The sequence below is a fragment of the Capnocytophaga sp. oral taxon 903 genome, from assembly GCF_013394785.1.
Lineage (GTDB): Bacteria > Bacteroidota > Bacteroidia > Flavobacteriales > Flavobacteriaceae > Capnocytophaga > Capnocytophaga ochracea.
This window is the reverse complement of record NZ_JABXYW010000002.1, coordinates 2,046,212-2,063,900: the sequence shown is the minus strand read 5'-3', so window position 1 is coordinate 2,063,900 and position 17,689 is coordinate 2,046,212. Positions and strand designations below refer to the sequence as shown.

Here is a 17,689-nt window from a genome sequence, read left to right as displayed (position 1 = left end):
TTAATTATTTGTTATCTTTGCGGGCGTGATGAATATGAAGATATTAGAAACACCTTATGGAATATGCCATTTGAGCGTTGTTCCCGTACGTTTAGAGCCCTTTGAGGGGGCTGAGATGATTACGCAATTACTCTTCGGAGAGTTGTTGCAAGTAATTGATAAAGAAGAGCATTGGAGCTATGTGCGCTTGCTGTTCGACAATATTGAAGGCTGGGTAGCTAACAGTCAGTTTACGGAAATTTCGGATAAAGACTACAAAAAATCTCTAAAAAAGAAAGAAAAATATGCTCACCGATGGCTTACAAAGCTCCGTTTGAAAACCGGAGACAACCTCTTTCTGCACATACCCAAAGGGGCTACCTTTTCTCACAATCATCTATTACAAACTTCACAATCTACCCAAAGAATACCTCATCAAGGCATTATTCCCACTGCTTTGGAATATTTAAACGTGCCTTTCTTAACAGGAGGCAAAACTCCCTTTGGGATAGATGCCGCCGGACTAGTACAAATGGTTTTCAAACTCAACGGCATACACCTGCCTCGTACGGTTAAAAAACAGGCTACTTGTGGTGTTTCTCTTAGTTTTATAGAAGAAAGTCAAGCAGGTGATTTAGCTTTTTTTGACGACGAAGAAGGCAATATCATTCACGTGGGCATTCTCTTAGGCGACAACAGGATTATTCACTCTTTTGGCAAAGTGCGCATCGACCGTTTAGATCATATCGGTATTTTTAATAGTGAACTGCGCAATTACACTCACCAACTACGACTCTTACGAAGAATCCCAACGACTGAAAAGTAGTATAAATTCAAGATTCCTACATCTTAGTCTCGTTTATCGTTCATCTGCTCGTGTGGCTCGCACCGTCTTTTGTTCATCTTTTCTTTATCTGCCCGTGCGGCTCGCACCGTCTTTTGTTCGTCTTTTGTTCGTCTTTTGTTCGTCTTTTGTTCGTCTTTTGTTCGTCTTTTGTTCGTCTTTTGTTCGTCTTTTGTTCGTCTTTTGTTCGTCTTTTGTTCGTCTTTTGTTCGTCTTTTCATTATATGCCTGTCGTGCTACGACTTTGCACTTTAAAAGAAAAGAAGAAATAAAATATTTAATTTATAATAGTCAATTATGAAAATAGCTTTACTCGGATATGGCAAAATGGGTAAAACCATTGAACAAATAGCCATCGCTCACGGACACGAAATCGTGTTAAAAATAGATAATGCCGAAACTTCTTACGACATTACAATAGCCGATGTGGCTATAGAATTCAGCACCCCCAGCAGTGCCTTTGCTAATATTAGCAACTGTCTCACACACAAAGTACCCGTGATTGCAGGTACTACCGGTTGGTTAGCCCAATACAATGAGGCAGTAGCTTTGTGCCAAAAGCACCAAACCGCTTTTCTCTACGCCTCTAATTTCAGTATAGGGGTAAATGTATTTTTCGCACTGAACAAAACCTTAGCCAAACTGATGGCTAAACTCAAAGACTATGAGGTAGCTATCGAAGAAGTTCACCACACTCAAAAGCTCGATGCCCCCAGCGGTACGGCGATTACTTTGGCAGAAAGTATTATTGCTGAAACTGATAAAACAGGTTGGCATTTAAACACAGCTACCGAGAACGAAATCCCTATCGTAGCCAAGCGCATAGATAGCGTCCCAGGCACTCATATCATCACCTATACCAGTGAGGTAGACACCATAGAAATCAAGCATACCGCTCACAATCGCAAAGGCTTTGCTCTCGGTGCTGTTATGGCAGCCGAATGGATTATAGGTAAGCAAGGAGTATTTACGATGAACGATGTACTCAACCTTCATTAAGCGTATTTTTTAATCAAAAAACTACTTATCTTAAAAAAAGGTATTATCTTTGCACTCTAATAACTCCTAATTTTTAACATAGGACTCTTAACCAAAAGAATGTATAAAATTATCTTTTCTGATATCGATGGCACTCTATTAAGTGGTTCGCGAACCCTTACGCAGAACACCATTCACGAAGTAAAACAACTGAAAGACAAAATACCTTTCATTTTAGTATCTTCACGTATGCCTCAGCAAATGTATCACATACAAAAAGACTTAGGCATCGCAGGCTTACCACTTATCGCTTATAATGGCGGATTAGTGCTCAATGGCGAAAAGGTGCTACACTCTACTACTATCCCCTGCCCTATTCTCGAAGAAGTAGTCGCCCTCAACGAACAAGAATTCAATGCTCAGATACACATCAGTTTTTACTATAACGACGAGTGGTATGTACCCGCCAACGATGAATGGGCACAACGTGAAGAAACAATTACCAAAGTAACTCCTACCGTGCGACCCAATCGCGAAGTACTCACTGAGTGGAAACAAGCAGGACACGGCGCTCACAAGCTAATGTTAATGGGAGAAGAAACTCTTATAGAGCGAATGTTCAAGCTACTAAACGAGAGATATACAGAGGTAATGCAAATCTATCGCGGGAGAGAAACTTATATAGAACTATCAGATATCAGTGTTTCTAAACTCACAGGAGTGAAAATAGTATCAGACGAGATTTATCACTTGCCTTTGAGCGAAGCAATAGCTTTTGGCGATAACTATAACGATTTGGAGATGCTCAAAGGCGTAGGTTATGGGGTAGCAGTTGCTAATGCTCGCGACGAAGTAAAAGCAGTAGCCAAACACATAACACTTCACCACTCCAAAGACGGTGTGGCAACATTCTTAAAACAGTTAAGAGAACAAAAAGTAATGAACCTTTAAACGTTAATCATTCATCATTATGATATATTTATATATTTTAATCATTGCACAGCTCATCAATGGGCTATTTTTTTGGAAAGGATATGAAAAAGCAGGTTACAAAGCGTGGCAAGCCTTTGTTCCCTTCTACAATACCGTTATTTTTTTACGTATCATCTCTCGCCCTTGGTGGTGGGTATTCCTGCTGTATTTGCCTGTAATAGGTAATATTATGGTAATTGTGATGACTTACGAATGGTTACACGTATTTAACTATCGCAAGAAGCGTTACACTCTGCTATCAATAATTACTTTGGGACTTTTTGCTGCCTACATAACCTATTTACCTTCTACACACTATGTAGGTAAAGATGTAGAAGCCATCAAAAAGAATGTTTCCTCTTGGGTGAGTGCTACTATCTTTGCGGTAGTAGCAGCTTCGGCTATTCACACCTACTTTATACAGCCTTATATGATACCTACTTCTTCTTTAGAAAAAACCCTCTTGGTAGGCGATTTTCTTTTTGTAAGTAAGTTTCACTATGGAGTGCGTGTGCCTATGACTCCACTATCATTACCTATGGTACACGATTCAATTCCCGTAATAGGTACAAAATCGTATATCAAAACGCCTCAGTTACCTTATTTGCGTTTACCTGCTTTGCAGAAAGTACAGCGCAATGATATTACGGTATTCAACTGGCCTACCGATACGGTAAGGTACTTCCGAGACAATTCGGGCATTCACGTAGATAAGCCCATAGATAAGAAGTCTAATTATGTAAAACGCACAGTAGCTATCCCTAACGATGTATTACAAATCAAAAACGGCGATGTATGGATAAATGGTAAAAAGGAAATCTATCCTGTACGTGCCAAGTTACAAACTTCTTATATAGTAGTTACACAGCCCAATTTATTCAGTCATCCCGATGAGTTTAGAGTAGTGATGTACCAACAGTACGGTGTTACCGATCCCGCTTATCCCATCAACAACGACACTTATATCTTTACTTCCCTTACAGATGACGTAGCTAAGGCTTTGGAAGCTAATACAAGTATTGTGTCAGTTACTCGCAATGTAAATAAGGCTGGGGTCTACAATCCTGCAATCTTCCCTCACAGCCCTACTTTTGCTTGGAATGAGGATAATTACGGACCTATTACCATTCCTGCCAAAGGAAAAAACGTAACACTTACTAAAAAGAATTTGCCTTTGTATAAACGCATTATTAGTGAGTATGAACACAATAAATTAGAAACAAAAGGTGATGATATTTACATTAATGGGCAGAAAGCTTCCTCTTATACCTTCCAACAAGATTACTACTGGATGATGGGAGATAATCGTCACAATTCAGAAGACAGTCGTTTTTGGGGTTTTGTACCTGAAGATCACGTACTTGGTAAACCCGTACTCATCTGGATGAGTTTAGACAAGAATGCCTCAGGATTTAAGAAAATACGTTGGCAGCGTTTGTTCACTACCGTAAATGGTGAAGGTGAACCTGTGTCCTACCGATATATTGTATTTGGGTTACTTGGTTTGTGGCTGGTATATAGTTTGGTTAAAAAGAAAAAAGTAAAAGAATAATATGGTAGAACAAGTATTATTACACCCTACTTATTTTCCTTCTATTGCTCAATTTCATTTGATGTTGAACACACCTTGCGTTTTAGAAGTCTCTGACAACTATCAGAAACAAACCTTGCGCAATCGCACATATATTTACGGTGCCAATGGCAAGCAATCCCTAAACTTACCTATTAAGCACGTAGGAGGTGATACCGGACGACAGTTGTTCAAAGATGTGAAAGTAGAGAATAATTTCCTATGGCAACGCCTGCACTGGAAAAGTTTAGAGACAGCCTATCGCACATCTCCTTATTTTGAGTATTATGAAGACGATTTGGTGCGTATTTTTGAAAAACAATATACTTACCTACTCGATGTAAATATCGACACAATTGAAACCGTTTTAGCCTGTTTGTTAGTACATATTAACTTTGACAAGACAAAAACGTATGAAGCCGAGCCACAAGGAGTGAAAGACTATCGTTTTTTGAGTAGTGCTAAAAAAAAATACCCTGTAACAATGCCCCCTTACCACCAAATATTCTCAGATAAATATGGTTTTATTCCTAACTTATCTATTTTAGATTTGCTTTTCCACGAAGGACCTAATACACAAGAGTTTTTAACTAAGGTAAAAGTGTAGCGCTATAAAGTGTGTAAATAGACATCAAAAACGTGTAATTACACAAATAAAAAGAAGGTTGCAAAAAGTAATTACTTTTTCATTATCAAAATATACTTCCTTATAATCAGTAATTTACAAAATGTAATATAAAGAAATGTTTTTTTGGCACAGAGTTTTCAATGTAGTAAACAGAAGATTGCTAAAAGAAACATTGTTAAAACAAGAATTAGAAAAAACATTTTCATTAAAACTATCAAACTTAAAACAAAATCTTATGTAAAAAACTTTATTACTTAGAACAGTAATAGAGATTCTAAAACTGAAAAATTTTCTTCATTTTTGGAGTTAGTAGTAGTATTTATATGCATTGTGAAAAAGGCTCTCTAAGAAATTAGGGAGCTTTTTTTATATTTAGAATGCTATTGCTAACTTCTTTTTATAAAATAGTCATAATTAAATATTTTTTCTTAATTAATTTGGTACTTAAAAAAAGTTGCTGTACTTTTGTGGTTCATTTTAACACCAATTCATTTATGAAAAAATTCGTATTCTTCTTTGGGCTTTTATATGCCACAACAGTTTTTGCACAAAGCAAACCTAACATTATACTTATTGTTTCAGACGACCATTCGTATCAAACGATTGGGGCTTATAACAATGGGGCTACTAATGCAACTCCTGCAATTGATAAACTTGCTAATGAGGGTGTAAGGTTCAACAAAGCTTTTGTAACCAACTCTATTTGTGGCCCCAGTAGGGCTTGTATCCTCACGGGTAAGTATAGCCATAAGAATGGCTTTATGGACAATGAGACATCACACTATAATTCTTCACAACAACAGTTCGTGAATCTCTTACAACAAGGAGGCTACCAAACTGCTTGGGTGGGAAAATACCACTTAGGCGACGACCCCAAGGGCTTTGACTTCTTCAAAATTTTAGTAGACCAAGGTCGTTATTTTAACCCCGACTTTATCATTGAAGGTAAAAAACGTGTAAACGAGCAAGGTTATGTAAGCAATATCATTGAAGATGAAGCCGAAAAATGGCTCGATCGTCGTGACCCTAATAAACCCTTCTGTTTGGTAGTGGGGCATAAAGCGGTGCATCGTACTTGGATGCCCGATTTACCTGAATTAGGAGCTTATGAACAGGTAAACTTCCCATTGCCCGATACTTTCTTTGACGATTATGCAACTCGCAAGCCCGCAAGTTTGCAAGAAATGTCCATTGGTAAGGATATGATGATGGGTTACGATTTGAAGATGTTCAAAGATGAAAAAGAAGAAGTGCAAGATGCTAACTTCTCTCGTATGACTGCTATTCAATTAGCACATTACAACGATTTCTACAACCCTATACGTCAACAGTATTTCAGCGCAAACCTCAGTGGTAAAGAATTAGCGCAATGGAAGTTCCAACGCTATATGCGTGATTATCTATCTACCGTAAGATCGATGGATAAGAACATTCAGCGTATGCTCGATTACTTAGAAAAACACAATTTGAAAGACAATACTGTGATTATATATATGTCCGACCAAGGTTTTTATATGGGCGAGCACGGTTGGTTCGACAAACGTTGGATGTACGAAGAATCTTTCCGTACCCCAATGATTGTCTCTTACCCTAAGCTCTTTCCAAAAGGCACAACCAACGATGATTTTGTGCTAAACATCGACTTGGCTCCTACTTTCTTAGAATTGGCCGGCTTGCCTATCCCTGCTGACATACAAGGCAAATCGTTCTTACCGCTGTTTGCTAAAAAAGCCAAACCTATTCGCAATCAGATATTCTATCACTACTACGAAAACGGGGAACACGCAGTATCACCTCATTTTGGTGTTCGCACTGATCGTTATAAACTCATTCGTTACTACAAACGCGTAAATACTTGGGAGCTATTTGACCTCAAAACCGATCCTAAAGAACTCAACAACGTCTATGGCAAAAAAGAATATCTGAAAATTACTAAACAGTTAGAAGCTTTACTTTTAAAAGAAATTCGAGACAAGCAAGACGATTTGGCTGAGGAGGTATTTTTCAATAAAGAGTTTCCTGTGAAATGAATTTTATAACGATTCAACTTTGCCAAAATTTGTAACATATTATTTGTATGAAGAACTACCTATACATTATTATATCATTTTTTCTAACTATAGTCTCTTATGCCCAACACTTGGATTCCATTTTTGAAAATCCAGCACTGCAAGAAATCAATCGAATGTCAATGCGTGCCTCCTACTTTCCGTTTGAGAATATAGCTAAAGCAAAAAATGGTATGATAGAGCAATCAGCACGTTTCCTAAATCTCAATGGCTTGTGGTCATTTCTCTGGAAGGAAGACTATCGTCAGTTGCCAAAAGACTTCTACAAAACCAATTTTAATGAAAGTCAGTGGAAGAAAATTCCTGTACCTTCTAATTGGGAAGTACAGGGATATGGCGTTCCAATTTACGTGAACGCTTCTTACGAATTCAATCAAAAGAACCCTACTCCTCCCAATATTCCTGATAGTCTCCAACAAAATGCTGGTCTGTATCGCAAAACTTTTGATTTGCCCACTTCTTGGCAAGGAGAAAAGGTATACCTACATTTAGGAGCAGTGAAATCGGCATTTAAACTGTATATAAACGGTAAGTTTGTGGGTATGGGTAAAGACAGCAAGTTGGCTTCTGAATTTGATATTACACCTTATATCACTAAGGGCAAAAACCTCATTGCAATGGAAGTGCGTCGATGGACGGACGCAAGCTACCTCGAATGCCAAGATATGTGGCGCTTTTCCGGGATTTCTCGTGATTGCTACCTCTATATGCGACCAAAAGTGCATTTATACGACCTTAGCATCAGCGCTAGTTTAGATAAAAACTACACCAATGGCAAACTTGTCTCTTCGGTAGAAGTATGGAACGAAACTCCAAGCGATGCCTCTAAATACCAAGTGGAAGTAAGTCTGTTCGACAAAGAGCAATTGCTCTACCAAGAGCAAAAAGCAACTATTGGACTCAAAAAAACCTTTGGTAAAACCGAATTGGAATTCGAAGCACAATTGCCACAAGTGAGAGCGTGGAGTGCCGAAACGCCTTATCTGTATCGTTTACAAATGGTGCTGTACGATGCTGAGGGAAAGGTGAAAGAAGTAGTAAGTCGTCCCATAGGCTTTAGAACGATTGAGATAGAAGGGGCTAACATTTTGGTAAACGGCAAACGCGTACTCTTCAAAGGGGTAAACCGCCACGAAACCGACCCGCATACGGGACAAGTAGTGAGTCAAGAGCAGATGGAGAACGATGTAAAGCAGATGAAAGCCCTCAACTTTAATGCTGTACGCACCTCTCATTACCCTAACGACCCTTATTTCTATGACCTTTGTGATAAATATGGGCTTTATGTAATGGACGAGGCTAATATAGAAAGCCACGGTATGCATTATGAAATGGATAAGACTATCGGCAATGACCCCGTGTGGGAATATGCTCATTTGCTACGTATGGAACGTATGGTAAAGCGTGATAAAAACCACCCCTCGGTATTGTTTTGGAGTATGGGCAACGAGTCAGGTAACGGTTGGAACTTCTACAAAGGTTATCAACACATAAAAGGCTTAGACCCCTCACGCCCTATTCACTATGAATTAGCTCACTACGATTGGAATACAGATATTGAGTCGCGTATGTACCGTCGTATTCCTTTCCTTATCGACTATGCGCTCAGCAATCATACTAAACCCTTCTTGCAATGTGAATACGCTCACGCAATGGGTAACAGTGTAGGTAACTTTCAAGAATATTGGGACGTGTATGAGCATTATCCTAAACTACAAGGTGGTTTTATTTGGGATTTCATCGATCAAGGGCTTTATAAGACCTTACCTAATGGCAAGAAAATAGTAACCTACGGGGGTGATTACGGTGATAAAAATACTCCCAGCGATAATAATTTTCTTATCAATGGAGTAATAGCTTCCGACAGAAGTTGGCATCCTCACGCCTATGAAGTACGCAAAGTGCAACAAGAAATAGGCTTCCAATATCAAAATAACCAACTGATATTGCGCAACAAGCATTTCTTTAAAGATTTATCAAACTACGAAATACATTGGCTACTGCTCAAAGAAGGTGTACCTGTTCAAAGTGGTAATATTACCAACTTAATAATATTACCACAAAGCGAGGCTACTTTTTTACTACCTCCTCTTAAAACAGACGATAAAGCAGAATATATCTTGCAATGTACCGCCCGTCTCAAACAAGACGAAGGCCTTTTGAAGAAAGGTACAGAACTCGCTTTTGCCGAGTTTCCTCTCACCTCCTACACTCCTCAAAAAGCTATTGCTGATACAACACCTTTACAGGTAGAAGAAACAGCCAGTCATATTCTATTGCATAATAAGCATTATACAGCTAAAATAGATAAACAAACAGGCAAATGGGTATCGTTTCAAGTGAAGAATGAAGAACTCTTTGCTCCCGAAGGCTTAGAGGTAAATTTATGGCGGGCTGGCACTGATAATGATTTTGGGGCAGGTTTACCTAAAAAACTGCAACAGCTTCAAGAGGCAGATAAAAAAGCTGATAGTGTCCGTATATCGGTAGAAAAACTCAACTCCGGTCAAGTGAAGATAACCCTACGCAAGCGATTGGTAGAAGGTACAATTGATTATACTCAAGAGTTGCTTTTTGATGGCAAGCCTTCCGTAACGGTGAGCAATCACTTCAAACCGCTAAAGAACGACAAAACGCTTACTTTTAAGATAGGCAATCATCTTACACTACTGCCTTTTCAGCGCATTCAGTGGTATGGTAGAGGTCCTTGGGAAAGTTATTGGGATAGGAAAACATCGGCTATGGTAGGCTTGTACGAAGGTGCTATTGCTAACCAGTATTACCCTTATGTGCGTCCGCAAGAGAATGGTAATAAAACTGATGTGCGTTGGGCAAAGCTCAGTAAGAAAAAAGGAGTAAACATTGGCATTTATAGCACAGGTTCTTTACTAAATATAAATGCCCTGCCTTATAGTCCTGCACAGTTATTCCCTGGTATAGAAAAAGGACAAACACACGCAGGTGAGCTCACTCCTGATAAGTATACTCACTTAGACATCGACTTGCAACAATTAGGTTTAGGAGGTGATAACAGCTGGGGCAACTTACCAATGGAACAATACTTACTGTATCTGTATCAGCCTTATAGCTATAGTTACAGAATAGAAGCTTTTTAATGGCATATTCTTATATAAGCAAAGCACAGACTTCTTGATAAACTCAAGTCGTCTGTGCTTTTTTGTTAAACCCCTTATAAAATTCTTTCCTTCTAATATATATCAAGTGTTCTTTCTTCTTCAAAGCCGTCAGGAAGCGTAAATATAATAGTGTAGCGTCCTTTGGGTAGATATACTTTACCATCAGTAGCAATAGGTAAAAATATCTTTTGAAGACTCTTCTCATAGGCTGTCTTACCCGCATAAGACATCGTCAAGTCATAAGGTATATAATTAAACCCAACATTTGTCTTATAAGTAAATGTTTGCAAGGTAACACGTCCTTTCATCACTTTTATAGGTATTGATAAATTTTCCTTTGAAGCAAAAGCATAGAAATACACATTAGGCTTCACAGGTTCTTCCCATTCGTTATTGGCATTTCCCCAATTCGCAGAATAAGGAAGCGTAATAGGCGTTTCAAGTGGATAAAAATCTTGCGAGGTAATCGCCACTCTTAGCTCTTGCATCATCTTCACCGAGGTGCGAAAAATACCTCGTCCCAATGTTGCAACTGTCATTTCGCCATTTGTTTCGTCTATATAAATATCGTAAACACCTGTTTCGGGCAATCCTTTGCTGAATGGTTGCCAACTTTCACCTAAGTTAAACGAAATATACACCCCATTATCAGTTCCTGCATAAAGAATCTGACTGTTTTTAGGGTCTTCTTTGAGTACATTTACTTTACTATCGGGCAGGTTAGAATGGATATCTGTCCAACTCTTGCCATTGTCATTACTCATAAAAATAATAGGGTCGATATTGGAATCATCAGTACTAATAAGGGTTGCCAATACTCGATTACGCTGGTGTTTAGAGGCAATGAGGTTGTTCACTTTTAGCGGACGCGGAAAGGCGTTGTATATCTGTTTCCACGATACCCCTCCGTTGTCGCTGGTGTAAATCATACCATCGTCACTACCTGTATAAAGCAAACCAAACATAAAAGGCGATTCAGCTATAGCCGAAATTGTACCATATGCCTTATTGCCCTGCTTATTACCATTGGTTACATCGTCCGAAATAGTGCGCCAATTCCGACCTTTGTCCATAGAAATGTGCAATTTGTTGCTTCCTATGTAAATAATATCTTTGTTTTGTGGCGAAATAAGTAGCGGTGCATTCTTACCAAAACGCAACGGTTCCTTGTTTTCACCGTAGTAAGCACTTCCTAACGGAAAAAGCTGGTCTCTATCAGGCAAAAAAGTAAAGAACTTGCCATAAGGTTCTGCGGCATAGCTATCATTGCCAAACGATAGCAAATGAATAGCTTTTCTGAACGTATTCCAATGACTGTTATTTTGTGCCAATACCACCTGGTCACTCACATAGTAAGGTGTTTTGTTAGCTTTGTCGTAACTCAGCTGGGTAAAAGCCATTGCTTGCGGCACATTCTTAAAAGCAAAACTTTTTCCATTGTCGTAAGATACCTGTAATCCACTGCGAGTTGTACAAAATAGGGTACCCTGTTGTAAGTAAAGTTGTTCATAGCTGTTGTCCAACGAAATCGGTTGTTTACTTTTCCACGTCCTGCCTCCATCGGTAGATTCTAATAAGGGATACCCTCCTATAAATAAGTGTTTTTTATTACTAAGGTCTACGCCGATGCCCCCAAAACGCTCTCCGTTTTGGTAATACACATCATTCAGAGGCTGAGCATTCGCCTTTTGCCAAGAATTACCTCCATCTTCGGTTACGTACACTTCCGCACCTACAACCTCTTGGGTACTTACATCTAAATAACTCAGTAGTTTAGCAGGAGAGGTTACCTCTGCAGCTATCATATCTTTGAGATTCTGAGCTGTATATTTCTCGTCCTGACCTATATTGTGCAAAAACACATTTAAACGGTTGTTATCTAATGCGAGGAAATCGGCTTTGCTCATCACATCAAAATCTTGAGCGGAGAGATGAATGCGCACTACTTTCTGTACAGTATTAATGCTCTCTTTCTTTTTGGCATTGCGATTATCTACTACTGCATAATAAGTCTGACTGTTAAAGCAACTCACCCCTATCTTGCCAATGTTATTCCCTTTGAGAAAGCCGTTGTTCACCGTGATTTTCGTCCACGTATTGCCTTTATCAGCGCTCTTGTAAATAGCACTATTACTGCCATAAGGAGCACTGTCCCACTGACTGTTATTCACTTCCCACGATACAGCCAAAAGCATTGCCCCATCGGGCGAAGCAGTAATTTGCGTAATCCCCGCACGCGTGCTTACAAATAGTTTTTGTTGCCACGTTTTTCCGCCATCGGTAGTTTTGAAGATACCGCGTTTTTCATCAGCTTTATAAGGGTTACCCAATACTCCCGCCACAAGTTCTTGGGGGTTAGTAGGGTTGATGTACAAACTACTAATGCGTTGCATTCCTCCCAATCCCTTAAAGTCAGTTGTTTTGCCTTTATCGGTAGAGATAAAAACACCATAAGGGGTCGCAACCGCCAAAGTCCCCGATTGCCAATCTACTGCCAGTGCTGTGATACTTTGTGTAGGGAGGGTTGAGCATAGTACTTGGTAGGTTTCCCCGCCATTTTGGGTAAGCCATACGCCTCCGTTTTCTGGAGCAACTATAAACTCATTGCTATTTTTAGGGTTTACACTCAGCGCACTGATGCGATTGCCTATCTCTTTTACTGTTACTTGCTCAAAAGGCGTTTCGCGCACCCACGAACGCGCTTTCAGCTCCTCTTTCTGACGCAAAGGAAGCGGTAGCAGTTCTTGGGCAGTGAGAGTTGTCGTGATGATTAATAAAGAAAATACAAAAGTAAAGATTTTATTTTTCATATTTATTTGCAGAATTCTCTTTAAGTTGTTGTTTTTAGGGTGCAAAAGTACAACAATTTATTGAAATGAGCTAATATTCTAAGAATATTTATCCCATTACCCTTGTCATTCTCCTCATTTGTCACTCGTCATTTCTTCCTTTTTCCGTCTCCACATTCCCCCTCTCCGAGGAAGCCAGCGAAAGCTGGGTATGTGTAAGGGGGAGGTTTCTTTTAATTTTCCGTCATACTCCCTTCTAGTGCCTATGACCTAAGGGCTATCACCTCTTCCCTTTTCTTTCGCCTCGAAACCTCTTTTTTAACATTTTTTACACTGTTGTATTATACTATTAGTCAATTACTTATATACCCTTTCTATACCAATCGTCCAAGATTCGTATAAGCTTCCTATAAGCTCTCTATAAGCTAACCCCACCCTCCTAATAGCCTTTTTTCTCTAAAATCCCTCTCAGTCTACTTCTGATATTTTTCGTTTTCCTCCGAAGTCCAAGCCCCTCCAAAACTCTCCAACTAATTCCCACATTTCCTCATTTCCTCATTTCCTCATTTCCTCATTTCCTCATTTTCTCATTTTCTCATTTTCTCATTTTCTCATTTTCTCATTTTCTCATTTTCTCATTTGCTAATTTCCACATTTTCTAATTAAGTTACACTATCTATCTCTTACGTCAAACTCACTGTCAATTCATAAAATCATTATTAACCATTAACCATTAATCATTAACCATTAATCATTAACCATTAATCATTAACCATTAATCATTAACCATTAATCATTAACCATTAACCACTAACCATTAACCATTAATCATTGATATTTATTTTTGTAATTGTATATTATTTTGTACTTTTGCGCCCTCAGAAAATAAAGAGATATCAAGATGTTTAGATGGATAAAAGCCAGCTTTTGGAGTACCATTGCGGGCTTAATATTGCGCAACCGAATTGCTTTTTTACTACTCATAGCTGCTATCACTGGGGGCTTAGCTACACAGTGGAAGAACGTTCACTTTACCTTTACCGAAGCAAATATGCTCCCCGACGATCACCCTGTGAATATGGAGTACAAGCACTTCCTCGATAAGTTCGGCGAAGAAGGTAACTTGATATTAATGGCGTTAGACGATAAAAAAATCTATACACCTGAGGTACTCAACAAATGGATTGCCCTTAGTAACGAACTAAAAAAGTTCAAACAGATAGACGCTGTTATCTCTATCGACAATTTGCCTATCTTAGTGAAAGACACTGCACAGCAGCGCTTTGTTACCCATAAGTTTATCGAAGGAAAAGTAAAAAACCAAACTGAAGCTGATAGTCTCAAAAAAGTACTTTCCGAGAAACTGCCTTTCTACGAAGGTCTCATCTACAACAAGAAAACGAATACCTTGCAAACAGCCGTGTATATGAACAAAAAGATTGTCAATACACAAGCCCGCAAGGATTTTATCCTCAACGATTTTATTCCCATAGTCGAGAAGTTCGAAGCGCAAACCGGACTCAAAGTGCACACTTCGGGTATGCCTTATATTCGTACCCTCAGCGCTCAAAACATAATGGACGAGATAGGTTTATTCATCTTGGCTGCCCTACTCTCTACTTCAGCCATCTTCTTTTTCTTTTTCCGTTCATTTAGGGCGATGTTTATCTCTATGGGCGTGGTATCGATTGCTGTAATGTGGGTATTTGGTTTTCTAGGGCTTTTCGGCTACGAAATCACCATTCTCACAGGACTTATTCCGCCTTTGGTCATTGTAATTGGTATCCCGAACTGCGTATTCCTCATCAATAAATACCAACAAGAAATCAGTAAGCACGGCAACCAAGCCAAGTCGCTTATTAGGGTAATCCGCAATGTAGGCAATGTAACCCTGCTCACCAACCTCACTACAGCTATCGGTTTTGCTACCTTTATCTTTACCGAAAGTTCTTTGCTCAAACAGTTTGGGGTCATTGCTTCTATCAATGTAGTATCTATCTTCTTCATTTCTTTATTGCTAATCCCAATTATTTACAGTTATATGCACATACCTCAGGAAAAACACCTAAGGCATTTGCATCGCAACTGGATAGGGGGACTTATCAAGTTCATTGAGAATACAGTAAAGCATCACCGTATTGCAGTATTCACTACGGCTATCGCTCTGCTTATCCTCAGTATTATTGGCATTTACAAAATAAAGATTTCAGGTAGTCTCATCGAAGATATGCCTAAGTCAGCTGATTTTTTTGACGATATTACTTTCTTCGAGAAGAATTATGGCGGAATTATGCCTTTGGAAATCACTATTAATACGAAGCAGAAGAACGGTGTTACTCGGTTAGTGAATCTCAAACGTATTGACGAACTCTGCACTCATATCGAGGAAATCCCCGAAATATCCAAACCGCTTTCGTTGGTAAACTTGGTAAAATACGCCAAACAAGCCTATTACAACGGCAACCCTAAATATTATAGCCTGCCCACTACCCAAGAGCAAAACTTTATCCTTTCATACGTCAAAAACTCTAAAGGTAATGCTAATATGCTCTCCGCTTATGTAGATTCATTGGGGCAAACGGCACGCATCACTACTTTTATGAAGGATATTGGTACTGAGAAGATGCAACAAATCGAGGACAATATTTACACCAAAGCTCAAAAGCTTTTCCCAAGTAATAGGTATGAAGTGAAGATTACCGGTAAAGCCTATTTGTTTACCAAAGGTACTAATTATTTAGCTACCAACCTCATTTGGTCATTAGCCTTAGCTATTTTGCTCATTGCGCTCATTATGGCGTATATGTTCCGTTCGTTCAAGATGATAGTAGTCTCACTCATTCCTAACCTCTTACCGCTACTCATCACCGCAGGACTGATGGGCTATTTTGGCATTCCGCTCAAGCCTTCTACTATCCTTGTGTTTAGTATTGCCTTTGGTATTTCGGTAGACGATACCATTCACTTCTTGGCTAAATATCGCTTAGAGTTAGTAGCGCGTAATTGGAAGATAAGCAAATCGGTATATGCAGCTTTACGCGAAACAGGAGTAAGTATGTTCTATACTTCTATCGTACTACTCTGTGGTTTCTCGGTATTCTTGCTCTCCAGCTTCGGAGGTACCAAAGCACTCGGCGGACTCATATCAGCTACTTTGCTTTTTGCAATGATGACGAACTTACTACTCTTGCCTAGTCTGTTGCTTTTCTTAGAACGCAGTCTGTCCAACAAAGAAACTATCAAAGAACCTAAGATTGAGATATTCCCTAAGGACGAGGAAGAAGAAAACACTGAAAAAGAAAATAAAACATTATAATTACACATTGTTATCAGCTGATTGACAAATTTGTTAATTGGCTAATTAAAATAATCATTATGGAAAACAAAAAACATATCGTAATTGTGGGCGGTGGCTTTGCTGGCTTAGAGCTAGTAAAAGTGTTGAACCGCTCTGGTAAATATAAAATTACCTTGGTGGATATGAATAACTACAATTTCTTTCCACCTCTGCTATATCAGTTGGCTGCGGGCTTTATGGAGCCTTCATCTATCTCCTACCCATTCCGCCGTCTATTTCGCAAGTATAAAAATGCACGTTTCAGAATGGCTACCTTGCGAGAAGTCGTTCCATCGGAAAACAAACTCATCTTAAGCAATGGTGAACTGCATTATGACGTATTGGTAATGGCTACGGGAGCTGAATCAAACTTCTTTGGTAACAAAGATGTAGAAGAAAAAGCAATGCCTATGAAAACCGTAGGCGACGCCCTTATGCTTCGCAACTTAGTATACACCCGTTTGGAGCGCGCTACCCGTACTGAGGATAAAGAATTGCGCCGTAAGTTACTCTCTTTTGCTATTGCAGGAGCAGGTCCTACTGGGGTAGAGTTATCGGGTATTTTTGCTGAAATGAAACAGAACATTATGCGCAAGGATTACCCTGAGCTTACTTATGATGATTTAGGTGATATTTATCTCATCGACGGACAAAACACCGTACTTGCTCCTATGAGTAAAAAAGCCCAAGCATATACCGAAAAAATCTTGCTTAAAAAAGGTGTAAAACTCAAATTAGGAGTACAGGTAACCGATTTTCTGAATGACGAAGTATATCTTTCGGACGGTACAGTGCTCGATGCTCGTAACCTCATATGGGCAGCGGGGATTTCGGCTAAAACCTTCAAAGGTATTGACGACAAGCAATACTTAGGTCGTGGACGACGTATGAAAACCGATGCTTATAACAAAATGGAAGGCTTCGAGAACATCTATGCAATCGGCGATTCGTCTATTATGACCGCCGACCCTCACTTTCCCCAAGGGCACCCTCAGCTTGCGCAAGTAGCCTTACAACAAGCCAGTAACTTAGGAAAGAACTTCAATAAAGATTTCGTAAACCCTACTCCTTTTAGTTATATCGATAAAGGTTCAATGGCAATTATTGGTCGTAACCAAGCCGTCGCCGATTTGCCTAAACACATTTTCCTCAAAGGTTTCGTAGCGTGGGCTATTTGGGCGTTTATACACATAATGTCGCTGGTAAACTTCCGTAACAAAATGAGAGCTTTGTACAATTGGGTAGGTTATTACATCAGCAAAGACCAGTCGTATCGTATGGTATTACGACCTACCGAAAAAGCTAAAGGATAAAATCTGGCTTTCCTCTATACTTTGCCAATGTTTGGAACATTGGCAAAGTTGAACCTACATAATTACAAAAACA

11 protein-coding genes are annotated in these 17,689 nt (G+C 39.3%); 9 read left to right on the top strand and 2 right to left on the bottom strand.

The genetic code is table 11. From position 1 onward, the window contains the following. The first annotated feature begins 28 nt into the window (after window positions 1-28). Window positions 29-805, top strand: coding sequence for a C40 family peptidase (locus HW279_RS08595; protein ID WP_178958671.1), 777 nt, complete (start codon window positions 29-31; stop codon window positions 803-805). Window positions 806-828: 23 nt separating this feature from the next. On the opposite strand, the gene HW279_RS08590 is transcribed toward HW279_RS08595, so the two are convergent. Beyond that, window positions 829-1,044 (bottom strand): hypothetical protein, encoded by a 216-nt coding sequence (locus HW279_RS08590; RefSeq protein WP_178958670.1) that lies wholly within the window; start codon window positions 1,042-1,044, stop codon window positions 829-831. Between the two features lie 76 nt (window positions 1,045-1,120). Here HW279_RS08590 and dapB point away from each other — a divergent pair, with 76 nt between their 5' ends. From dapB to HW279_RS08560, 6 genes are all read left to right on the top strand, one after another. Continuing rightward, window positions 1,121-1,822 (top strand): 4-hydroxy-tetrahydrodipicolinate reductase, encoded by a 702-nt coding sequence (gene dapB / locus HW279_RS08585; protein WP_178958669.1) that lies wholly within the window; start codon window positions 1,121-1,123, stop codon window positions 1,820-1,822. A gap of 99 nt (window positions 1,823-1,921) precedes the next feature. Beyond that, a complete protein-coding gene (locus HW279_RS08580) occupies window positions 1,922-2,752 on the top strand; it encodes an HAD family hydrolase (protein WP_178958668.1) in 831 nt (276 codons plus the stop codon). A gap of 19 nt (window positions 2,753-2,771) precedes the next feature. Continuing rightward, complete coding sequence (gene lepB / locus HW279_RS08575; protein WP_178958667.1) at window positions 2,772-4,325, top strand: signal peptidase I; 1,554 nt, start codon at window positions 2,772-2,774, stop codon at window positions 4,323-4,325. Window position 4,326: 1 nt separating this feature from the next. Continuing rightward, window positions 4,327-4,950, top strand: a complete 624-nt coding sequence (locus tag HW279_RS08570) for a WbqC family protein (RefSeq protein ID WP_178958666.1) — start codon at window positions 4,327-4,329, stop codon at window positions 4,948-4,950. Window positions 4,951-5,465: 515 nt separating this feature from the next. Next, on the top strand, window positions 5,466-7,001 hold the full coding sequence (locus HW279_RS08565; protein ID WP_178958665.1) for a sulfatase: 1,536 nt from the start codon (window positions 5,466-5,468) through the stop codon (window positions 6,999-7,001). 47 nt (window positions 7,002-7,048) lie between these two features. Then, a complete protein-coding gene (locus tag HW279_RS08560; protein ID WP_178958664.1) occupies window positions 7,049-10,156 on the top strand; it encodes a glycoside hydrolase family 2 TIM barrel-domain containing protein in 3,108 nt (1,035 codons plus the stop codon). Window positions 10,157-10,248: 92 nt separating this feature from the next. Here the strand turns inward: HW279_RS08560 and HW279_RS08555 are convergent, their stop codons facing one another. After that, window positions 10,249-12,987 (bottom strand): sialidase family protein, encoded by a 2,739-nt coding sequence (locus HW279_RS08555; RefSeq protein WP_178958663.1) that lies wholly within the window; start codon window positions 12,985-12,987, stop codon window positions 10,249-10,251. Between the two features lie 880 nt (window positions 12,988-13,867). Here HW279_RS08555 and HW279_RS08550 point away from each other — a divergent pair. Both HW279_RS08550 and HW279_RS08545 read left to right on the top strand, forming a co-directional pair. Continuing rightward, window positions 13,868-16,282, top strand: coding sequence for an efflux RND transporter permease subunit (locus HW279_RS08550; RefSeq protein WP_178958662.1), 2,415 nt, complete (start codon window positions 13,868-13,870; stop codon window positions 16,280-16,282). Window positions 16,283-16,341: 59 nt separating this feature from the next. Beyond that, complete coding sequence (locus HW279_RS08545; RefSeq protein WP_178958661.1) at window positions 16,342-17,616, top strand: NAD(P)/FAD-dependent oxidoreductase; 1,275 nt, start codon at window positions 16,342-16,344, stop codon at window positions 17,614-17,616. The last annotated feature ends 73 nt before the right edge of the window (window positions 17,617-17,689 follow it).